General features: G+C 28.0%; 17 protein-coding genes. 2 read left to right on the top strand and 15 right to left on the bottom strand.

Translation table 11 applies throughout. The features are described from left to right. Window positions 1-215 precede the first annotated feature (215 nt). From IEW40_RS13855 to IEW40_RS13820, 8 genes are all read right to left on the bottom strand, one after another. Window positions 216-2102, bottom strand: a complete 1887-nt coding sequence (locus IEW40_RS13855; RefSeq protein ID WP_188618717.1) for an AAA family ATPase — start codon at window positions 2100-2102, stop codon at window positions 216-218. After that, complete coding sequence (locus IEW40_RS13850) at window positions 2086-5091, bottom strand: DUF262 domain-containing protein (protein WP_188618716.1); 3006 nt, start codon at window positions 5089-5091, stop codon at window positions 2086-2088. Before IEW40_RS13850 ends, IEW40_RS13855 begins: the two co-directional genes overlap by 17 nt. Window positions 5092-5387: 296 nt before the next feature. Next, a complete protein-coding gene (locus tag IEW40_RS14280) occupies window positions 5388-5642 on the bottom strand; it encodes a P-loop NTPase fold protein (RefSeq protein WP_188618715.1) in 255 nt (84 codons plus the stop codon). 32 nt (window positions 5643-5674) lie between these two features. Beyond that, complete coding sequence (locus IEW40_RS13840) at window positions 5675-6640, bottom strand: toprim domain-containing protein (RefSeq protein WP_188618714.1); 966 nt, start codon at window positions 6638-6640, stop codon at window positions 5675-5677. Between the two features lie 3 nt (window positions 6641-6643). Then, window positions 6644-9886, bottom strand: a complete 3243-nt coding sequence (locus IEW40_RS13835; protein WP_188618713.1) for a DNA repair protein Rad50 — start codon at window positions 9884-9886, stop codon at window positions 6644-6646. After that, window positions 9883-10530 carry a condensin complex protein MksE gene (locus tag IEW40_RS13830; protein WP_188618712.1) on the bottom strand — a complete coding sequence of 216 codons (648 nt, stop codon included), beginning with the start codon at window positions 10528-10530 and terminating at the stop codon, window positions 9883-9885. Before IEW40_RS13830 ends, IEW40_RS13835 begins: the two co-directional genes overlap by 4 nt. Continuing rightward, window positions 10500-11819 carry a hypothetical protein gene (locus IEW40_RS13825; protein WP_188618711.1) on the bottom strand — a complete coding sequence of 440 codons (1320 nt, stop codon included), beginning with the start codon at window positions 11817-11819 and terminating at the stop codon, window positions 10500-10502. Before IEW40_RS13825 ends, IEW40_RS13830 begins: the two co-directional genes overlap by 31 nt. A 78-nt stretch (window positions 11820-11897) precedes the next feature. After that, complete coding sequence (locus IEW40_RS13820; RefSeq protein ID WP_188618710.1) at window positions 11898-12236, bottom strand: DUF1016 N-terminal domain-containing protein; 339 nt, start codon at window positions 12234-12236, stop codon at window positions 11898-11900. Between the two features lie 363 nt (window positions 12237-12599). Here IEW40_RS13820 and IEW40_RS13815 point away from each other — a divergent pair, with 363 nt between their 5' ends. Both IEW40_RS13815 and IEW40_RS13810 read left to right on the top strand, forming a co-directional pair. Then, window positions 12600-12860 carry a hypothetical protein gene (locus IEW40_RS13815; RefSeq protein WP_188618709.1) on the top strand — a complete coding sequence of 87 codons (261 nt, stop codon included), beginning with the start codon at window positions 12600-12602 and terminating at the stop codon, window positions 12858-12860. Next, on the top strand, window positions 12848-13567 hold the full coding sequence (locus IEW40_RS13810) for an ATPase (protein ID WP_188618708.1): 720 nt from the start codon (window positions 12848-12850) through the stop codon (window positions 13565-13567). Before IEW40_RS13815 ends, IEW40_RS13810 begins: the two co-directional genes overlap by 13 nt. 257 nt (window positions 13568-13824) lie before the next feature. Here IEW40_RS13810 and IEW40_RS13805 read toward each other — a convergent pair whose 3' ends face one another. The 7 genes from IEW40_RS13805 to IEW40_RS13775 form a co-directional block, all read right to left on the bottom strand. After that, window positions 13825-14862 (bottom strand): DUF2931 family protein, encoded by a 1038-nt coding sequence (locus IEW40_RS13805; RefSeq protein WP_188618707.1) that lies wholly within the window; start codon window positions 14860-14862, stop codon window positions 13825-13827. 197 nt (window positions 14863-15059) lie between these two features. Then, the gene (locus tag IEW40_RS13800) at window positions 15060-15797 is read right to left on the bottom strand and encodes a DUF2931 family protein (RefSeq protein WP_188618730.1); all 738 of its coding nucleotides are present in this window, start codon (window positions 15795-15797) and stop codon (window positions 15060-15062) included. A 20-nt stretch (window positions 15798-15817) separates the two neighbouring features. After that, window positions 15818-16108 carry a DUF2931 family protein gene (locus IEW40_RS13795; RefSeq protein ID WP_188618706.1) on the bottom strand — a complete coding sequence of 97 codons (291 nt, stop codon included), beginning with the start codon at window positions 16106-16108 and terminating at the stop codon, window positions 15818-15820. A 1-nt stretch (window position 16109) separates the two neighbouring features. Next, entirely contained in the window at window positions 16110-17153 is a 1044-nt protein-coding gene (locus tag IEW40_RS13790; RefSeq protein ID WP_188618705.1) for a DUF2931 family protein, read from the bottom strand. Between the two features lie 4 nt (window positions 17154-17157). Continuing rightward, complete coding sequence (locus IEW40_RS13785; protein ID WP_188618704.1) at window positions 17158-19176, bottom strand: phospholipase effector Tle1 domain-containing protein; 2019 nt, start codon at window positions 19174-19176, stop codon at window positions 17158-17160. Window positions 19177-19254: 78 nt separating this feature from the next. Then, window positions 19255-19575, bottom strand: coding sequence for a hypothetical protein (locus tag IEW40_RS13780; protein ID WP_188618703.1), 321 nt, complete (start codon window positions 19573-19575; stop codon window positions 19255-19257). Further along, the coding region (locus tag IEW40_RS13775) for a hypothetical protein (RefSeq protein WP_229663463.1) at window positions 19557-19954 on the bottom strand (398 nt) is incomplete at its 5' end. The genes IEW40_RS13775 and IEW40_RS13780, both read right to left, overlap by 19 nt.

The following is a 19954-nucleotide window of genomic DNA, read 5'->3' as shown; positions in this document are numbered from 1 at the left end:
GGAATCTTAATTCTTCATCGGAATATTCAAATTTTTCTTTTCCTTTCAGAAAAGGTATTTAAAGCAATCAGGTATAGAAAGCCTTTTAGCCTGGATTTAAACTTGCTTAAATCAACCTCAGCAAAAGGCCGGATTGCTTTTTTATTAAGTATGCAAAGAACCTTGCAAAAATTTCAGTATTGTATTTAGAAACCAAATTTTACAACTCTTCAATTTTATTTTCTAGCTCCAATTTTCTTTTTGAACTGAAAATTCAACCAATTAGTGCCATCAAAAATCCTCACTTGATTAAAAATACAAAGAGGCTTCTGAAAAAAACGATATTGTTTTAATATAACACTTGTTATTTCATTGTATGAAATTTCTAAGGAGTTGTATCTAATATTTGAAGTGCCCTTATTCAGCTTTTTTACAGGCTGAGCAACATTATTCTTAGTATAATAATATTGAGTACAAACCACCTCACATTTAGAGAATTTTTTATTTGAGGGGTCAAAGTATAATGGTTTTTTAATATAGAATTCGTAATACCAAACATTATATTTATTAATATAAAACTCTACTTGAATTGTTGTATTAAATGCACAATATTTAATATCTTTTAAAAATGCAAGTTTAGTAGAATCTTCAAAAAGACATTTTATTTTATTGTCAATCTCCTTTAAATCTCTTTTATAAGTATTGATAGACGTGTTATAATGTGATAAAGGATGCAATAATATAAATAAATAAGAATTTAGCTCTTCAAATTCAGTAATATTTACATCTAAGTTATGTAGAAAATCACGACAAAGAGAAAATACCTTAGATAATTTATAGGATTCAATAATTTCAAAATTGTTATCTCTAAAAATCTCTTGAGGAAATACTTCAGTTAACTTTTTTTCTAAATATTTTCTAAAATAATTTGCAGATGCTGGGTAATCAGGTCTTTCATTATTATATAAATGAAACCTAGCCTTGGATAAATCACTGTTGTTAGTGATTACAATTGGTACGTCAATAGTACTTGTGTCATTTACCTGAAACTCTCCAACATATATCTCAATCGATTTCCATTGACTATATTGTTTTCCTTTAGATAGAATATGATTACATACTTCAAAAAAATTCTTATCATATGTTGATATGAAAATTTGATAATCATTAAAATCCTTATTTATGATGTTTATGATAGGAATTCTATTAGAAGTATCTAAACCAATGAAAATATCATCTAGATAAATTAACTTATACTCTATTTGGGTAGGAAATAGTTTTAAAGATGCTAAATATAGACAAACTGCAAAAGAAGAAAGCCTTGCTTCATTTAGGTAATCTTTATATTCATCCCCTAATTCCTGACCATTTTTTAAGACTTTTAATCTTAAATCAGTTTCAAGATACCAACTTACTCTATAATTATTCGGATACTTAAATGTGATTGGCTTAAGAGTATACTCAATTGAAATATCTTTTAAATCGAAGAATTCTTTTAAATATTTATTTACTAAATCAAAAATAGAATCCAAAATAACTCTTAAATTTCCATCAAAATCAGATATTTTATTTAAACCCAATTTATGACAACGACTATTTCTTGTCTTTGCATCAGTAATGAGATTTTTTATTAGAAATTCATATTGAGCTCCAATACTTGAAGAAACACCTGTTTGAACAGGAATAAACTCTTTCAGTAAATTTCTGATTATTAGGTTAAATAAATTTGGATTTGGCTCAGATTTCAGATAAATCTTTAATAAGTCCGTATAGTCAAGGAATCCATTAAGTAATGAAGATTCCTTGATAAAAGACACATTATTGTTAGAATCAGTATCAGAAAACTTATATACATCTGAATTTAAAACACGTCTATCTTGATCATCAATTTCAGAAAATGTTAATTCTATCTTTCCATCATTTCCTTGATTAAACAAGTTTTTAGAAAAATTTTGTATTGAAATAGAATTTTTAAAAAAATAATGAAAAGATTTAAATAGAGATGACTTACCTGAACCATTCTCCCCGTATATCAATAAATTTTCTCCTCTTGGAAGCTCTATATGATATTTATTATAATAAGCTCTACAATTCTCTATTTCTACTTTAGTTATCCTTTTCATTATTTCTAAATAAATAATTCATTCTAAGAATAAAACTCGAGAGGACAGAATCGTTATTAGAAAGTTTTCTATATATGTCTTCTGAATTCTTATTATTTTCAAATTGACTTTTTAAGTCATTAAGAATATTTGTAATAGTAATATTTTCTAGGGAAAAAAAACTACTAGATAAAAAGAAATTACAAAGATTATTAACAACATTAATAAAATATATTTTTCTATTAATATCTTCTTCATCTAAGATAAGATCATAAAAACTCTTAAAAACTTTTTGACTATCTTCATCTAATATAGGGATTTCAAACTCACTGATATTTAATTTTGTTAGCTTTTTGCTACTTCTTGTATTGAAAAAAGCCTTTGAAGATAAAAGCATATAAATATACTCATATAAAAAGCCTCCTCGTTTATTATTTAAAACAAAAATACTATCATCCACATAATAATTATTTTTGTCCCAATACAAGTCATAGTTTTCATAAGAATATTGACTACTTATCATAATTTTATCCGTTTCGAATATTTTCTTTAAATCTTTTACATCATAATCACCAATCGAAAGTTTAAAGTTTTCACTCTCAATACGTTTTTCAAAACTTTTAATTTTTTCTATAAAAGTAACCCCTATTTCTTTTTTTGAAACAGGAGACAAAAACTCTTTATTAATTCCTTTATTTATTTTTAGAATACTATCAAGTTTAATTTTATATATAAAATTTTCAGAATTTTGTTTACAATGTTTTTGTTTAAATCTTATTACAGAAGCATTAAATTCATCAATGTTTTTAACGTTATTCATTTGGGTAAACAACCTTCGTATATCCTTAACTATCTCCTTACTGTTACTAATTATGTTATAAATATCAACTTCATTAACAAAATACCATAATGCATACAAAGACTGTTGAGTTCTTCTTCCATTATCTACACATAGCAAGTAATCTAAGCTTAGAGCTAAATTCTTTTGACCTACATCAGTAATTAACAGTTTTAATTTATTAATAAAACCAGCTTCAAAAACATTAGACATAAACACTAGTTTCTTAGGCTCATTCTCTAATATTCTTGTTAAATCTGGTTTAGATTTTAGCCTAAAATTAATTTTATTGCCAACCTTATAATAGTCTAATGCTTCATATAACTTAGAAGCATCATTTGAAATCATAAACTGGTATTGTAGATAAATCAAAGCGGTAAGGATGTTTTCATTTTCCATCCTAGTAGTTGTTTTTCTGAAATAAAACCAATCTTTGTTATTGTTGTAAACATCTTTGATAGTATTGATTAAATCTCTTGAAATGTAAGAGTTCCACATTTCAAAAGAATCAATTTTAATAGGATAGGGTTTGTAATTCAGTCTAATAAATAAATCTACAGGATCAAACTTGTCATTATATTTAGAGTCAATTTCTACTACCCATAAATCATAATTCTTAATTTTTTCTTGATACTCTGGTGACAAATCTTTAAACTTCTTGGAACTTAAATCAGACAGAATACCATTTTTCAAATTTAAAGAGTAATAGTCTTTTTTTGTGGATTCAAATTCATTATCTGTATTAATAAAATCTTCACCTAAAAATCCTAAAATTGACAGAAGACGTTGTTGACCATCTATGACTTCAGAAACTCCATCATTTTTATAAACAAATATTGGGGGGATTTTTATCCCTAATAATATACTCTCAATTATTGAAGAAGCTTTCTTTTTATCAATAACTTCATTTCTTTGATATTGTGGTCTAATTATAAACTTCTGTCTTTTCATTGACCTGATAATATCATCAATAGATATTGAAGAGGGTTCAGGTTTATTAATTCTTAAATCTTCAAAACTTATAACTTCTGTATTATCTTGGGTATTATTAATATTGTTTAATTGCTCATTGAAATCAATAGAGTCTTTCAAATAAACATTGAAATTAATACCATATAGTTTTTGAAAAATTTTAGAAATATTTTCATAACGATTTTTTATATGAATAGCGAAAGAACTTCTATCCATTTTATAATTTTCTATATTTTCATCAATGTAATTTGCAATTTTAAGTATATCATCTTTAGGGATACTTAAATGGTTATTTTCTTTATGAAAAATTGACAATACCCAAAAAAGACATTCGGAAATCAATCTGTTATACTCGTCCTGATTTTTAATTTTCTTATAAATATTTTCAAGAATATTTATTTTTGTAATAAAAACATTTCGCAGATCTTCTAAATCTATTGTTTCAATGTTATCATATAAATACTCGTAAAACTGATTTACCACATTACTCTTTTTAACAGAGTAATATTTTATAGGAATGTAATCTATTACTAATAATTCTCTTATTTTTTTTAATAGGACTTCTTCATTAAATTTTTCAAAATGAAATAAAGACCGTAATATTTCAAAAATTCTTTTATCGCTAATTATTTCATTTTTTAAATATTGATTTAAATCATCATAAAGAAACTCTGCTTTATCTATTTCATTTGTTTTTAAAGGAGTAATACCTGAATTATATCTCTTAAAAATCTCTTTTTTTACACTATCTTCAATTATATCGGTTATACCATCTTTAGTATTAAAACTAAATTCAATCACTCTAAGTTTGGTATCCCATATTAAGTCTTTGTACTTTTTGTCTAGAGAATCAAAGTTCTTTCCAATAAAATCTTTATTAGAAAGTTTTTTTAAACCACTTCTTTTTAATTTAAAATCGTTGTTGATAAACCTAAGAATTGTTTGATATCTTTGTCTACCGTCAATAATTTCTACTTTTGAAATATTTCTAAAATAAATTAATGGAGGAATCTCTGTCCCCAACAAAATACTCTCAATGAAGTAAGTAGCTTTTTCATCATCCCATACGTAATTTCTTTGATAAAAAGGCTTATAGTTAGTATTTTTTAATTTATCTTCATTATTAAATAGAGAATCTATTGAAACTGTTTTAGAATCAATTTTTAATTTATTTTCAAAAACATCTTTTATACTAGTCATAGTTATTCTTAAATAAAAAAATTTTAGTATTTACTAAATTATTTCAAAACTTTCTTCTTACTTAAAAAGGTAAAGTCCTAAAACATGTAAATGTACTAATTTTTGATTAAAACACTTTAATATACAATTGATTTCGAAGATAAGTAGGGTTACCTCATTTTTTGATTTTTTTAATTATTCAGAAAGAGTTGCTCCAGTCTTGGTCAAATCAATATTCAACACACCTTCTCATACACCAATAACATACTTTTTTATAAATCCTCCAAATTTTTCTTTTGCATTATTCAAATCCTAATCTAGTACAATCGAGATGTTTTTTTTAAGAAATTTAAAATCAGAAAATCTTCGTCTTTAAATATCCAAGGATTAAACTTTACTACAAAAATATCATCCTTCTCTTCTAAATCATTTTGAATCATATTAAGTACTGAAGTTTTGCCTTCACCCCAAACTCCATATAGTCCTATGACTAATCCTTCATCGCTTTTTATATTAAGATATTCAAGAAGAAAATTTATTTCTGTTAAATCGATCCTTATTTTTATTATCAATCGGTTTATCTGAATTATATATTTGTTCCATTTTACGATATATTAAATATTGATTTATCTTTCATAATTGCTATTAAGTCCATTGATTCTTCTTCAATCCACTCATCGCTTGAAATAAGCTCCATAATTAGTTCAATTTGAGTTTCTGTGAAATGATTCTTTGTCAAATTGGAAAAATCAGCTTTCTTCCATTTACTCTTATGATGCTTTACGGAAACAGGTAACCTTTTGGCATTTGGAAATGGCTGTATTATTTCAATATTCTTATCCTTATCTTTAAATATTTGTTTTATCTGAGAATAGATACTAAGACCACTATAATCCCAATCACAGAAATAATAAATCGGAAGATTTAACTTGTCTTGTGAAATATGTATTAAAGGTTTTGTATTATTTCCGCCTACATACCACAACTCTATATTGTTTTCCTGATATTCTATTGGCACTTTTAGACAATCCAGATTTTCGCATAATACTACGAATTTGGGATCTAAACAATCAACAATAAATCTCCACTGCTGATTTTTGGGATCTACTTCTGGAAATTCGTCAATTTCTAACAATTGTAAAACAGCATTTTTCAAACTTGGCTTATTCTCCAAATATTTAGAATTTTCATATTTAAAAACTTGCGCAGAGAATTTCTTTTGAGTTGTAAGATTATTTCTAAGTTCATCTCTGTTATAATAAATGAAAACCAATGCTTTTAAATCTTCTTCTGTGAAAGTTTTCTTTGCATTATTTTCTATACCGGAATCTGCAAAAAAATCATCATAGTAATTATAGGTTTTTAAATAATTATGCTCATAAAAATCTGCAAATCTTTTATTATTAGTAACCATTATAACAGAATGATTTCCTTCTTGGAACTTAATTAGTTTTTTTTGCTTGAAGAGTACTAAATAAATATACTCATTATTGAGAATTTTTAACTTAGTCTTTCCATTTTCATAAAGTTGGTGAAGTCCTTTTAAATACTTCCATTCAATGCTTCTCATAATTTATAAATTATTGAATGTTGATCCAAAAATAGGTATTGGATCATAATTAACTTTTTCATTCTCGCGACTATTATGAAGTAAGTATATGTTTTGTTTTTCTATATCAATTTTATTAGGATTAATAGATAGAGACAGCAATTGATAGTCATTTGCTTGAGCAATTTTGTAAAGCATATCAAAATTACTTCCTAACCCCTCTGCTTCATCAATAGCCATAAACCGAATAGATTCTATAAATTTATTTTTTGATTGTTTATTTAATAGAGATAATTTTGCAATACATAATAAAGCAATCGCGGCATAAGCCTGACTCGTACTGCCATCGTTCTTTTTGCCTTGACTTGTTTTAATTGAAAACTTTACATTATAGTACAATTTCGGATTCAATAGTTCTTCAATTTTTGGTTTTAGATTTCTCGAACCACCCGATCTGTAAAATGCTTCTAATAACTTTTCTTTTAAAGAAGGAAATCTTTCCAAATCATTTGAAATTCCTTTTTCTGATTCAAATAAGGAATCATCCAAACCTAATTCAAAATCTTTAGTAATACTATCGGTAAAAGCATTCATCCATCCAGAAGAAAATGAATCTTCACTAAAATCCTCTAGACTTACTATGTGACCTCCCGTTATTTCTTTATCGCCAGAATTAAGAAAATTATTGATTAATCTAATATCATTTCTTTGGTCACTTACTTCATTGGATACTTCTTCAACGATAACAGCAAGTTTTTGAAGTTTTCGACTGTTTAATCTTCTGTTCTTTAAGTTAATGCCTTTAAGATATTTACCTATCTTTTCAATAACTTCTTTTTCTAATATGGTAATATCATTCAAAATTTCGGATGGCAAAATCTCTTCACATAAAGACTGGAAGTCTCCTGTATTTTCGAAGCGATTTACATTATTCTTTAAGTGCTGTCTAACTAAAAGATTATATTCTAAATCGTAATTATTTTTTTTTGTATCATAGTTATTTTTAAGTTCTTCTATTATTTGCAGGGTTAACTCTTCTGAAGAATCGTGAACATTCTTTAAAGCATCAATATTTTGTGAATATATTTCATTTTTGTTTGAAATCAATTCTACAATTCTTTTATTCAATTTAATAATATCTTCCGCTGTTTCATATTTTGATTTTTCCTGAAGATAAATATTTTTGAACTCTTTATAATAGTCTTCAGCATCTAACATAGAAGAGAAAAAATGTTTTTTGTCGAAATTTTCTTCGAAAGCAAAGCAATGATTATTTTTAATACTTTCTATCTCTTGATTAGTCTTTAGCGTAAAGAAGTTTTCATAATCTCTTGTTAAATTATCTTCGAGGGTTATTAAATGGTTTCTATTGGTATTCAATTGAGAATATACAGCTTTACTTTGCTTAAAATCTTCCTCAATAGAAGTCTGGCTGTATAGACTGGAATACTCAAAGAAATCTTTTTGACTTACTTCATACATTTCGTGAGTCTCAAGTTGGTCTTCCAAATCTGTTTGAGTATTCCACGCTTTCAGATACCCATCCGGATTTTCTAAATTCTCGAAAACATTTTTTAAAATTGTTTTTTCTTTTATCTCTTTTTCTAAGCTCTTAATATCACTTAGAATATTTGTAGTTTCTTTTTCAAAATATTCCTTTATCTTACTTTTATCTTGGGTGTCGAAAATTGGAGAAAAATTCGTTGAAAAAAATTCAATAACACCGTTGAGATTAAGCCAAAACGCCTTATCTTCACTTTTATATATAACAATATTGTTCAGTAACGCTTCAGGACTAGGGATATATCTTTTAGAGGAATCAGCAGGAGATTCTATTTTAACACCTTCATTCTGATATTTACGAATAATTGCTTCCTGATTCATGTTTAATTTACTTGGTAAATTTAAAGCCCAATGAGCCAAAGAATTTTTATCATCAATATTATTTAAAGCTTTGAGTTTATTTTTAAGTTCTAAATCTCTTGCTAACTTCTCAAGTTGTTTATCAATTTGATATACTATATTTTTTTCCTTATACTCATTACTTTTGAATGCAGTAAGTATATTTTCAGATTTTAAAATTTCTTCTAATTCTCTTATTTTGTTTATAGTATCTTTGGATTTATGGTATTTGTTGAACTTTTCTATAAGTTCTTCTTGTGAACAATTAAACGCCTGCATCCAGGAAAAGAATTTTTTCCTTTTAGAGACCTTCGTATCCAATTCGTTTTTAACTTTAATAGCTTCTTCCCATTTTGGTTCTATATTTTCTAACTCTTTTTCTGCCCAAGCAATTTTCTCGTAAACATTTTCTTTCAACAAAGGAAGTGACTGCAGACTGCAATAATAATCATTTAACAGAGTTTGAAGTTTATTCGAGTTTATGAAAATTTGATTTATATAGTATTTGTAGGAAGATTTTAAATATAATATTTGAGCATCTTTTTCTATGGTTTTTAAATCTAGTAAATTACTAAGTTGAGTCTGTTTGATGGTTAATGACTCTATTTCTTCCAAATTACTTTCAAACTGTCTTGTATCTTCTTGTAATTCTTCTACAGTATCATAAAACTTTTTAATTAATTCTTGTTCTTTATCGTCACCAAATAAGAAAGATTGTAAACTATGACTTTTACTTACATCTAAAGATTCTCTGGAAAAAGCCTGAATGATTTTAGCATAATTATCTAAAGTTTTACTGTTGAGTGAAAGGTCTATTGGTAAAATATTATTTTTGAAAAGTATCTTATGATAGTTGGCGGTTCTTTCCCAAGATTCACAAGTAAGGTTTAGATTATTTTGTATATGTTCTTTTAATTCATTAATTGGAAAAATGATGTTGTTCTTTTGGAAATCTTCAACACCCAGCAATTTTGAAAATGGAATCAACTGAGTATCCGTATCAAAATTATTTCCGTCTTGAATAATAAACATATTAGAAGTGCCCGAACTCTCTAAATAAATACCTATAACCAAATATTGATTTTCATCCTTTTCAATATTGATAAATGCATATGCCATATCTGTTCCTTTACCCTCAGTTCGTAGTACCATCGTATGAGGTTTTCTTGGTCCTGTACCTTTTGTTGGAGAGTGGAATGCTTTTGTTCCCACACAAACCAATTGCAGAAGGTCGGAAATCATACTTTTTCCTGCTCCTCCTTCTCCAACAAAATCTGTTCTGAAAGAACTGAATTCATAATCAAAATTTTGATGATGAACAATCCCCAAAGTAGATAACCTTTTTATTCTTGGATAGTCTTTCATTTCAATTCATTTAGGGTTTCATCAATATTCAGGATATATTCTTCATAAATCTTTATCAGCCTGTCAAAAGCTGGAAGTAAACCAAACTCATCTTTGCTTAATTCAATCCAGCCAATTTTTCTAAACTCTTCCAATGCTGAATGGATTGTAGTATCTATCGTTTTATCATTAAAATTTCCCGGAGTAATATTTTTTGATTTTGCAATTAGCCTATATATTCCCGGTTTATAATCTTCATATTCAATTCTTATTTTTTCTTTTAGCTTTTGAACTGAATCTAAATCTATTTCCTTATCAATATAAATGATTTTATAGATTATAAAACCGATGATTATATATTCACTTTTCAATATTTCCCTATGTCGTGGAGATATATTTCCACGACTATTTCCATAAAAATCTAAAAAGAAATAATTATTTGGTCTTTCACCTCCTTCAGAAAGTTCTACATCGAAAAAATCCTGATAATATAGCTTTAGACTGTCAATGTTCTTATCGATAAAATTAAAATAGCGAATCTGATTACCTTGTTTCTGAAAGTGCATTCCATCTTTTAAAAGATAATCTATTTCTGCAAAAAATTCTTTTGCATTTTCTGCATATAAAAAATCACTTACTGTAGCTTTGTTATCATCATTTTCCATAGCGAAATATTTTTAAATTCATTATTTGTCACTAATGATTTTTCTATAATTAACTGTAATTTTTCAGGATTACCATATATATGTTTTATCAAGTTAAAAAGAACCGTTACAGCTATCTGACTATTATTTTCTTCTTTTAGAATTCTAAAAAATACGTCAGACAAATTAAGTTGGTCTCTCAATGCTATTTCAGATAAAATAAGATTTTCCCATTTTCGAATTGTATCAATTTCTTTAATTTTCGCAAGCACTCTTTCCTTGTTTTCACGAATAACTTTTTCATTCTGTTTATACTGCTTACGTTCTTTGGGCTTAGGTGGAAACAGTTCCTTATCTCTACTAATTATAGTAAAATTCGGTGTAGGTATATGTATGACAGGACACGGAATACCTTGAGGGAAAATAATATTTTTTTTGTTATCTAGTTCGCTATTCTTAAGAAGAAATGAAATAAATTTTTCAATTTTGGAATTGAAGGCAGGCTTGTTTAAAGTCGAAAAAAGTTGACGAATTTTAGGTTGAATTCTGTCTAATTTCCGGTCAATTGAATTTAATCGGTCATTAATATATTTAATAAAATAATGTACCTCAGAAATCAAACTGTTAATATCATTATCAGAATTATTTTTCTGTTCCAATAATCCTCTCATAGTTTTAGTTTCAGAATAAGCGGATCGTAATTCTTTTACGTGAGATTGTGATTTTGTCAAGCGTTCTTCGGTTGCTACTAAAACATCAATAAAACTTTGGTTTAATAGATTGGTTTCTTTCTTTAAATCTTCTATTGATAGAGAAATCTGGCGATCAAGAAAGTCTATCTGTTCTCTTAAGTCAGGTTCGTATTTTTTGAATTCCTCTTCTAACCAAAATCTAAGGTCATCAGAGTTTCTTAATGTATTTGTCAGATTAATACAAATTTTCTGAATTCGAGTTGGATTAAATGCTCCTTGTAAAGTTTCTTTAGCGTACTTACAAAACTTATAGGCGTAATCTTTAAAATAATATTTTTGAGTTTGTTGATCATAATCCAAGAAGTATTCTTGTAAGTTCATTATCTGCTCACTGTATACTTCTTTAGGATAACGTTCTTTAGTTATGTAGATTTGCTCAAAAGCTTCGTGCAAGTCTTTCTCAGTGAATTTACCCTCTTCAAAATTTTTGTTTTCAATCTTCTCGAAAATTAGAACAATAGCCAATCCTACTTCTCTTTCAGGGAAGAGAAGCTTATACGTTTTGTCCTCATTGAGTATTTTAACGAAGTCAAAGTTTGGATTAGTTTCGCTATTCAATTTTTATTTTTTTGATTTTTCTCTCAATTTTTCATAAGAAATCTACTATTTATAATTTTTTTAAAACTTCCTTTTTCCTTAACTATCAAAACTTAAAAGCAATTTATACTCTATCAAACTTAATTTTATCCGCAGTGGAGACACAATTGGAAATGTTCGAAAAAACTGTCTATACCAATTCAATTGTATCGTAAAAAAACCACTTCCGAATTCTGGCTCGAGTTCATTAACTATGTATTCCGTAAGATACTTCCCATAATCAGCACGGTCTTTACCTTCTTGCTCTTCTTCAAAGATACGTTTGCCAATATGCCAATACATGAGTGTGCGCTGATGGTCAACCGCTCTTATCACCCTTTCTTTAGATTGAGCAATAATAGATTTTATGTGTGATATTATACATGGATGAGCTAGCATTGTTTTATAAAAATTAAGCAGAGTAATTGACCTTCGATGCAGTACATCAATTTAGAGTTGCTATAAAATACATTCAAGCTCGGAGATTGTTTTATAGAAGAAGTTTGAGTTTTCACCATATAGACAAATGCTTATTAGTTTCATACAAATATAATAAAATCAATTGATTATAAAACATGAATTTTCATTTTTTTATCAAAAAAAAGAGAAATTTAAACTTAACTCATGATAAGATTAATTAATTTTCACTGAGTAAAATTAATGTTTAAATTAAGTATACTCAATTTGAATAAAATTCAAATTAAAGAGTATTTATTTCTTATATAAAGAAAAAAATGTAATTTAGCATAAAATAAATTTATAATGAGCAGAATAAATAACATTAGAAGCAGAATTAGAGTTTCTCGTAAGATGAACAGCAGAAGGGTGCTTATAAAGTTTGCTAAAGCTGCTTCACAAAATGCAAAACGGTCATCAGTAGCATTAGAAATTCCCTATGATATTATCAAAGATGGTTCAATATATAAGGTATTTGAAGGAAATATGATTAAAACAGCCTCTATTCGAAAAACCAATATTGATAAAACTGAATTAACCAAAGGAAGCATAATATGCCTAAAATAAAAAGACTTAGGATTTTTGCGGGCCCTAATGGCTCGGGAAAATCTACTTTATTTGAGTCTTTCCAAAGAAATTTTAACCCCAGAATATTCATTAATTCGGATATAATAGAAAAAGAAATCTTTGAAAAAGGATTCCTTGATTTACAACAATATGGGCTAAACTTAAACCAAAATGATTTAATGCTCTTTTTGCAAAGCGCAAATGCAAAAACACTTTTACAAAAATCCGAAGAAAAAGGTCACAAAATAGATATTGAGATTAAAGAAAATATAATTGTTGATAAATCTCGTGATACTCATAGCTATGAAGCTGCTTTAATTACTTCATTTATTAGAGAGAACCTTTTAAATAAAAATATTTCATTTTCTTTTGAAACAGTTATGAGCCATACTTCCAAAATTGATGAAATCATGGAGGCCAAAAAATTAGGGTACAAAGTATATTTATATTTTATTTGTTTGGATGAGCCTCGACTAAATGTTTCCCGAGTAAAGAACAGAGTATTAAAAGGCGGACACGACGTTGATACAGAAAAAATATTAACAAGATATTCTAATACATTAAAAAACCTTTATTCAGCTTTAAAACTAGTTGATCGCGCATACCTTTTTGACAATTCTGATGAAATGCTAATGATTGATGAAAAAGAAGATGAAACTCTAAGAATAAATATTAATGAACAAAATTTCACTAATATTAATGATTGAAAAAAAACGTATAGCTGATATATGAAGTACTTTACGTTTCAAAACTTTTATGAAGTCGAAGAGTTCGTTTAACTAAATTTAATTATTTTATTTTGCTTAAAGTTGAAAACTTTATTACAAGGGCAATTAAAATTTGCCGATAAATGTACGCATTTTCAATTGTCAAAAATTGATCCCAATTATTTCTAAAATCCGTCTCAATTTTATTATTGAAACGGATTCTTTTTAATTATTATTTGAAATAAATAACCTTTTAATTATTTTATAAAATATTCTACTTCTGTGGCGTAGTAATAATCATTATTTTTCTTTTCTTCTGCTGTTGGAGTTTTATTTTTAAACCTCATTATTTTCTCTTTTAAATTATTTGTAATAAGATATATAACTGCATGTTGATCATCATCCTCTAATTCAAATTTTAGCTTTACTTCTTTTAGTTTTTTTTGTTCAATATATTTTTTAAAATTTTTAGGCATTGCTACGTTGCATTCATATACAATGTTTGATTTACCAAGCCAAGCGATTGGGTTGAACTGCACAGGAAGCTTTTGATAACATTTTTCATTTTCCTTTTGATAATACGTACCGTCTGCTGAAATATAATTAAATCCAACCTTATTTTTTTCCTGTTTATAAAAATCAAAATACATATCATATTCTTTTTCATTATTTGCCCATGCTTCGTATGGTATGCCGTGAAGTTGCCAATAGATTTTATACTTATCCCAATATTTTGATTTCTTATTTCTAAAACCCTCTCCAATTGTATTATCTTCATAACCTTTTAGCTTTGCCTTTGCTAGTTCTATACATACTAAATCATTTGCTTTTTTATCTATGGTTTGAAACCATACTCGTATCCAACCGTTTGGTGCCATACCTACCACTAAATATCCTAGATTATCTTTTTTATCTAATTTATATTTTTCAAATAAACTTCTTATATGCTCTTGTGGAAGCAATACTTCTCCTTTATATACCAAATTATCAATTGCACTTACATAACTAATAAAAACTTCTTTTGGAGCTTCTTTGTATATATCACCAGAAGAAACAGCTCCATAAGTATCTCCCCAACCATTATCAAAATTGGTTAAGCTTCCATGCCCAGCATTACCAAAATCAATTTTTACATCTCCTACAGGGTAATATTTGGGAGCAGAGATACTTGGCTCCCATTGAAATTTTGTTTTTTGGCAAGAAAATAGAAACAATAAGCTAAGACTTATCATAAGCGCCAAGCTCTGGCATATAAATTTCTCTTTTGTAAGGCGGATCTTGAAAATTTTTTTCATCTTTAAAGTGTGGTACATTGGTATATGCGAAATTAAAATGGTCTAATATTTCTAATAATGCAGAATTAAAATTTGCCGATAAATGTACGCATTTTCCCTTGTCAAAAATTGATCCCAATTATTTCTAAAATCCGTCTCAATTTTATTATTGAAACGGATTCTTTAGAAATTGTTCTTTGAGATAAATAGACTTTTGATTACTTTATAAAATACTCTATTTCTTTTGTAAAATCGCTGTTCCCTAAAACTGAATCCTTAGATGGATAATTTTTAAAACGCAATAATTTTTCTTTTTTATTCCCCGATGTTAGATACAAAATTCCATGTTGGTCGTCATCCTCTATTTTTAAAGTAATTATAACTTTTTTAAACTTTCGCTCCTCAACTAATTTTGAGAAATTTTTAGGAAATGTTACATGAGTATCATAATATACATTACTGTTTTTTGATTTCCAAACTGCAACAAGGTCAGCAGGTAATTTTCTTTTTAATAAACTATCAAGAGGTGTTCTAAAGTAATATGTGCCATCTAATGATGAATATGCAGGGTCAGTAACTTCGTTTTTTGGATTAGGCTTTTCAAAATCAAAATACATATCATATTCTTTTTCATTATTTGCCCATGCTTCATAAGGGATACCGTGAAGTTGCCAATAGATATAATACTTCCCCCAATTCTCAAAATTCTTTACTTTATATCTTTCGTCTGCTGTATCATCATAGCTCCCTTTTAATTGAGCTTTTGCTACTTCGATACTTACATAGTCATCTGTTTTTTCATCACGAGCTTTAAACCAAATTCTTATCCAACCTCCTGGTGCCATGCCTACTGTTAAATAGGCAATATCAGATTTTTGTTTGCAATATTTTTGAAATAAATACAATATTTTTTTTTGATCTAGTTTTACAGCACCTTGGTAGGTATAATTTTCTATAGCTGTATTATAAGAGAGATCTACTTTTGAGGGAGTATTTTATATTTTTCACCAGAAGAAACACTTCCATACTCATCTCCCCAGCCATTATCAAATGACATTCTACTACTATTTCCAGCATTACCAAAATCAACAACACAGCTACCAATAGGATAATATTTTGGAGCCGAAATACCTGGCTCCCACCAGAATTTATCCACTAATATTTCATCTGTTTTTTTTTCTTTTTCGCAAGAAATGAGAAATAGGCTAATAAGAATGAGAATGAACTTTGTCTTGCACAGTAAGTTGAGGAGTTTGTATTTTTGCATTTTATTTTATGAAGTATTGTATGTCTTTTGGATATGGATAATTATCAAACAAATCCTTATTTTTGGTTAAAGAGCCCTTAAATCTTAATACTTTTATTTTTCCTTTTTTTGATTTAAAAAAAACTGTAACATGTCTGTTGTCCTTTTCTAACTCTAAATAAATATAACTATTAACAAACTCATTATTTTGTAGATAAGTATCCTTAAAAATTTTCTCAAAAGTTTTAGGCATAGCAATTTTATTATCATATACCCGTCCTGATATTGAATCTTTCCAAGAAATAGAGACATCAACAGGTATTTTTCCTCTCCAAGTATTATTTTTTGTGTTAAGACTGTCAATTGCTGTTCCTTCTGCCAAAAAAGATGTCCACCATCCATCTTTAGAAACTACATTGCTTGTGTAAAAATTACTTTTTTTATTCTTTGTAACAAACTTAATCCCATATTCATACACTTTCTCATTTTCTGCCCATGCTTCATAAGGAACTCCGTGTTTTTGCCAATAGATTGATTTTTCATCCCAATCTTTTCTGTTTCCATAAACCTTATTTAATTTTGGGTCATGATAAGTTGGTAGTTGTGCTTTCAACACTTCTTTTAATTGAAAATCATTGTTTCCTCTTACCCAAACCCGAATCCAACCACCTGGAGCCATACCCACAACGATATAAGAGGAAAACGTATTAAGAGGACTAAATTCATGCGTCTTATAAAAATCTTTCTGATTTTCTTTAAAAATTTGTAGAATTTTATCTTTTGGAAGTTTCAATGTTCCTTTATATGGAAGAGAATCTGTTGCTGAAGCATAATCTATAAAAACTTTTTCTGGAATAGGTTTATAGCGATCTCCTGTTACAAAACTTCCATACTGGTCTCCCCAACCTGGATCAAAAGGTGTGCTTTGTCCCGCTCCTGCATAACCAAAATTTACGGTTCCTGCTGCCGGATAAAATTTGGGGGCAGAAACAGCTGCAGACCATTCAAAGCGATCTATAGAATCTTTCTTTTCCTGTCCTTTGGTTTGTTTGCAAGAAATTAGCAAAATGCTAATGAGAATGAGAATGAACTTTGTCTTGCACAGTAAGTTGAGGAGTGTAAGAGAACCTTTGGTAAGGCTGTGTTTCTCTTTCTGCAATATTGGGATTAAATTGTGGAACATTGGTATATACAAATTGTTTATGATCTAAAATTTCTAAAAATTTCGGCACTCCATTATAATTAGCGGATAAATGTATAAATTTATTGGCAATCAGTTCATACGTTTTGGCATCTATTTCATAGATTTTGTTTGAAAAGTCTCTAAAAAGATATTCATAGTTTGCAATAGAACCATCTTTATATTTCTTCCAACCCGATTCTGCAATTTTTTTCATATTTTCAAGATAATCACCTAATTCTTTTGGTAAGATATATTCTTCTGGATGTTTTGTTTTTGCCTTTAATTTTTCATCAAACGGAACATTTCCGAAATTCATTGCCATGTGTTGCATTACATAAAACGGAACCAAAGAAAGTTTACTGTTCAGTTTTCTGGTAGAAACTAATTTGTAATGTTTTGCTTCCAATTTGTAGAATGTATCTCCTTCTACTTTTTGCAGTTGCTCTTCCATAAATTCTTTTTGTTTTTCTGTAAGTTTAGAGGATGGAAAAATTAAGTTGGTTTCAGAAACATGGTGTGTTTCTATCCAATCTAATTCGTCTGGTTTGCAATATAATTGGCTGATATACCAATTCCTTAAATCTTCCCTTTCTTTTTCTAATTTCGCAACTTGTTCTGGTGTTGCTTTCATGGAAACATCCATAAAATGCAGTTTATTTTTTTCCACGATTGCAGATGCATAACCTCCACCAATATCGCTATGCGCACCAAGCATCCACATTTGTTTACTATCAAAAGCGTCGGTAACCTGCGTTACAGGAAAGTTTTCTCGCCAATCATTTTGTGCCATAATGTGAAATACTTTTTTAATCTTGGCGTTTTTTAATGATGGATTTACTTTTGGGATATCCTTTATTTCTTTAGTGCCTTCCGAAATTAAATCCATAATTTGCTGAATGCTAAATCCCGTAATTGGCGTTTTTACATTTTCTATGGCATTCAAAATAAAACTATCATCAATTTTTTCTTCTAATATATCTAAAAAGTCATAAAAATTTTCAGCAGCGTCTATAATTCCCTTTTTTTCTAACATCTGTGAAATTACCGTATCGAAAAGGCCCAAAAATTCTACCGATATCTTGTCTATAGGGTAATCTATAAAAAGAGTAGTGTTAAAAAGTTCTTCCATATAACTCCCAGTATCTTCTGGTTGTAGCATATGATTTTTCTCTTTTTTTACCATTAATTGATCTGCCACTTTTTTCTCATTGTATTTTTTTTGTTTTTGTGGTTTTGCGGCAACTTTTTGGTTGGCTTTATTCTGTTGGTCATTTAATTTTTCGGGAAAAGATTTTCTTTTCAGCACTTCATTGCAAAAATGTCTTGCAGCAGCAGCACCTCTACTAAACCCAAAGACATCAAACTTAATTTCTTCAATCTCAAAACGAATTTTTTGCTTTTTGTTTTCAGGAAGTGATTGTATGGATACAAAATGGTTGTTGATTTTATTGGTAATCTCACTACATGCTTCTTTTACCCGCTCTACTACTCCTTTTTTGCTTTCACCAAGTGCAGCACCTATTACATCATCCTGTTCTTTTTCTTTAGTTCCGATGCCTTCAACGTATTGTTTTAATTGAACTTCATAATATGGATTTTTTCCCTTATTAATTAATTTTTCTTCATACAAATCATGCAGTAAAGTGATATTAGTATAAGCGTTCCAATAACTAGATCCTGCTTCTGCTTCAAAAGTTTTTCCTTTTTCGGGGGTTATATCCACTTTTGGAGGTTTATCATCTTTAATTGGTAGTTTTTGCGTGTAGTAAGCTTCATCAGAGTTAAACTTATTATTCCCAGTTCCATCAAAGAATACCCCAATACGCAGTTTTACTTTTTCGTTTTTTTCAGCTTCATCTAACCTATCAAGTATATTTTGTACACTTGGGCTTAATATTTCATACATAATTTTAATTTTTAAAAGTTAATTTTTTTCAAAATCTCTCTCAAAAAAATGAGAGAGACTTCAAAAAGATTTTTAAATTTAGTTTCTAACAATTACATTGGTAACTTCTCTAGGCAAAGTAGTTGCTAAGTCCCTTCCTGCCATTTTAGCATCTTCTAACAATGCAAAAGGAGTTTCAAATACCAATTCATCTGGGTTTTCACAGTTTGCTACATCTGTTTCTGGGAAGATTGGTAAAGCGTCTGTAACTTCTAAACCGGCAGATTTTGCCTGTAAGATGGTAAGAGAGGTAGGGATAGTAGTAATCCAATATTTACCTTGTGGTTTGCCGGTTGGATTTTGGACATAAAAAAACTCGCAACATTTGTTGCGAGTTTGAATTATTTGTCTGATGCCCATATATTGGGATAAGAAGCAGGATAATTTCTAAAAATGTATATATGCTTTTTATCTTTATAGATACCCTTAACAAAAATATCTTTGCTATCTTTTGTTCCAATTTGATGAAATGTTGCGGTATCCACTAATTGTTTTAACTTTAAAACTTTATCTTTATATAAAACTGCATCTAAATAAACTGTTTTATTATTTTGAGGATATTTTTCACTAGCAATATCTATTTTTTCTTTTAAATAAATATTATCCTTATTATCAATATATAAAAAATTGTTTTTAATAATTTTAAAGGTGTCTTGCTTTTCACATCCAATAGAAATAAATAAAAGAGTTGAAATAATTAGAATTCTCATTTTCTTTGAAATTTCAATAGAATACCATT

This window comes from Cloacibacterium rupense (assembly GCF_014645495.1).
Classification (GTDB): Bacteria; Bacteroidota; Bacteroidia; order Flavobacteriales; family Weeksellaceae; genus Cloacibacterium; species Cloacibacterium rupense.
This window is presented reverse-complemented; position numbering and strand designations above follow the sequence as displayed.

Bases quoted from the DNA above. Each gene is read 5' to 3' on its own strand.
- IEW40_RS13815 (WP_188618709.1), top strand. From the start codon at position 12,600: ATGAGCAGAATAAATAACATTAGAAGCAGAATTAGAGTTTCTCGTAAG.
- IEW40_RS13785 (WP_188618704.1), bottom strand. From the start codon at position 19,176: ATGTATGAAATATTAAGCCCAAGTGTACAAAATATACTTGATAGGTTA.
- IEW40_RS13780 (WP_188618703.1), bottom strand. From the start codon at position 19,575: ATGGGCATCAGACAAATAATTCAAACTCGCAACAAATGTTGCGAGTTT.
- IEW40_RS13835 (WP_188618713.1), bottom strand. From the start codon at position 9,886: ATGAAAGACTATCCAAGAATAAAAAGGTTATCTACTTTGGGGATTGTT.
- IEW40_RS13850 (WP_188618716.1), bottom strand. From the start codon at position 5,091: ATGACTAGTATAAAAGATGTTTTTGAAAATAAATTAAAAATTGATTCT.
- IEW40_RS13855 (WP_188618717.1), bottom strand. From the start codon at position 2,102: ATGAAAAGGATAACTAAAGTAGAAATAGAGAATTGTAGAGCTTATTAT.
- IEW40_RS13820 (WP_188618710.1), bottom strand. From the start codon at position 12,236: ATGCTAGCTCATCCATGTATAATATCACACATAAAATCTATTATTGCT.
- IEW40_RS13795 (WP_188618706.1), bottom strand. From the start codon at position 16,108: ATGCAAAAATACAAACTCCTCAACTTACTGTGCAAGACAAAGTTCATT.
- IEW40_RS13830 (WP_188618712.1), bottom strand. From the start codon at position 10,530: ATGGAAAATGATGATAACAAAGCTACAGTAAGTGATTTTTTATATGCA.
- IEW40_RS13810 (WP_188618708.1), top strand. From the start codon at position 12,848: ATGCCTAAAATAAAAAGACTTAGGATTTTTGCGGGCCCTAATGGCTCG.
- IEW40_RS13805 (WP_188618707.1), bottom strand. From the start codon at position 14,862: ATGAAAAAAATTTTCAAGATCCGCCTTACAAAAGAGAAATTTATATGC.
- IEW40_RS13840 (WP_188618714.1), bottom strand. From the start codon at position 6,640: ATGAGAAGCATTGAATGGAAGTATTTAAAAGGACTTCACCAACTTTAT.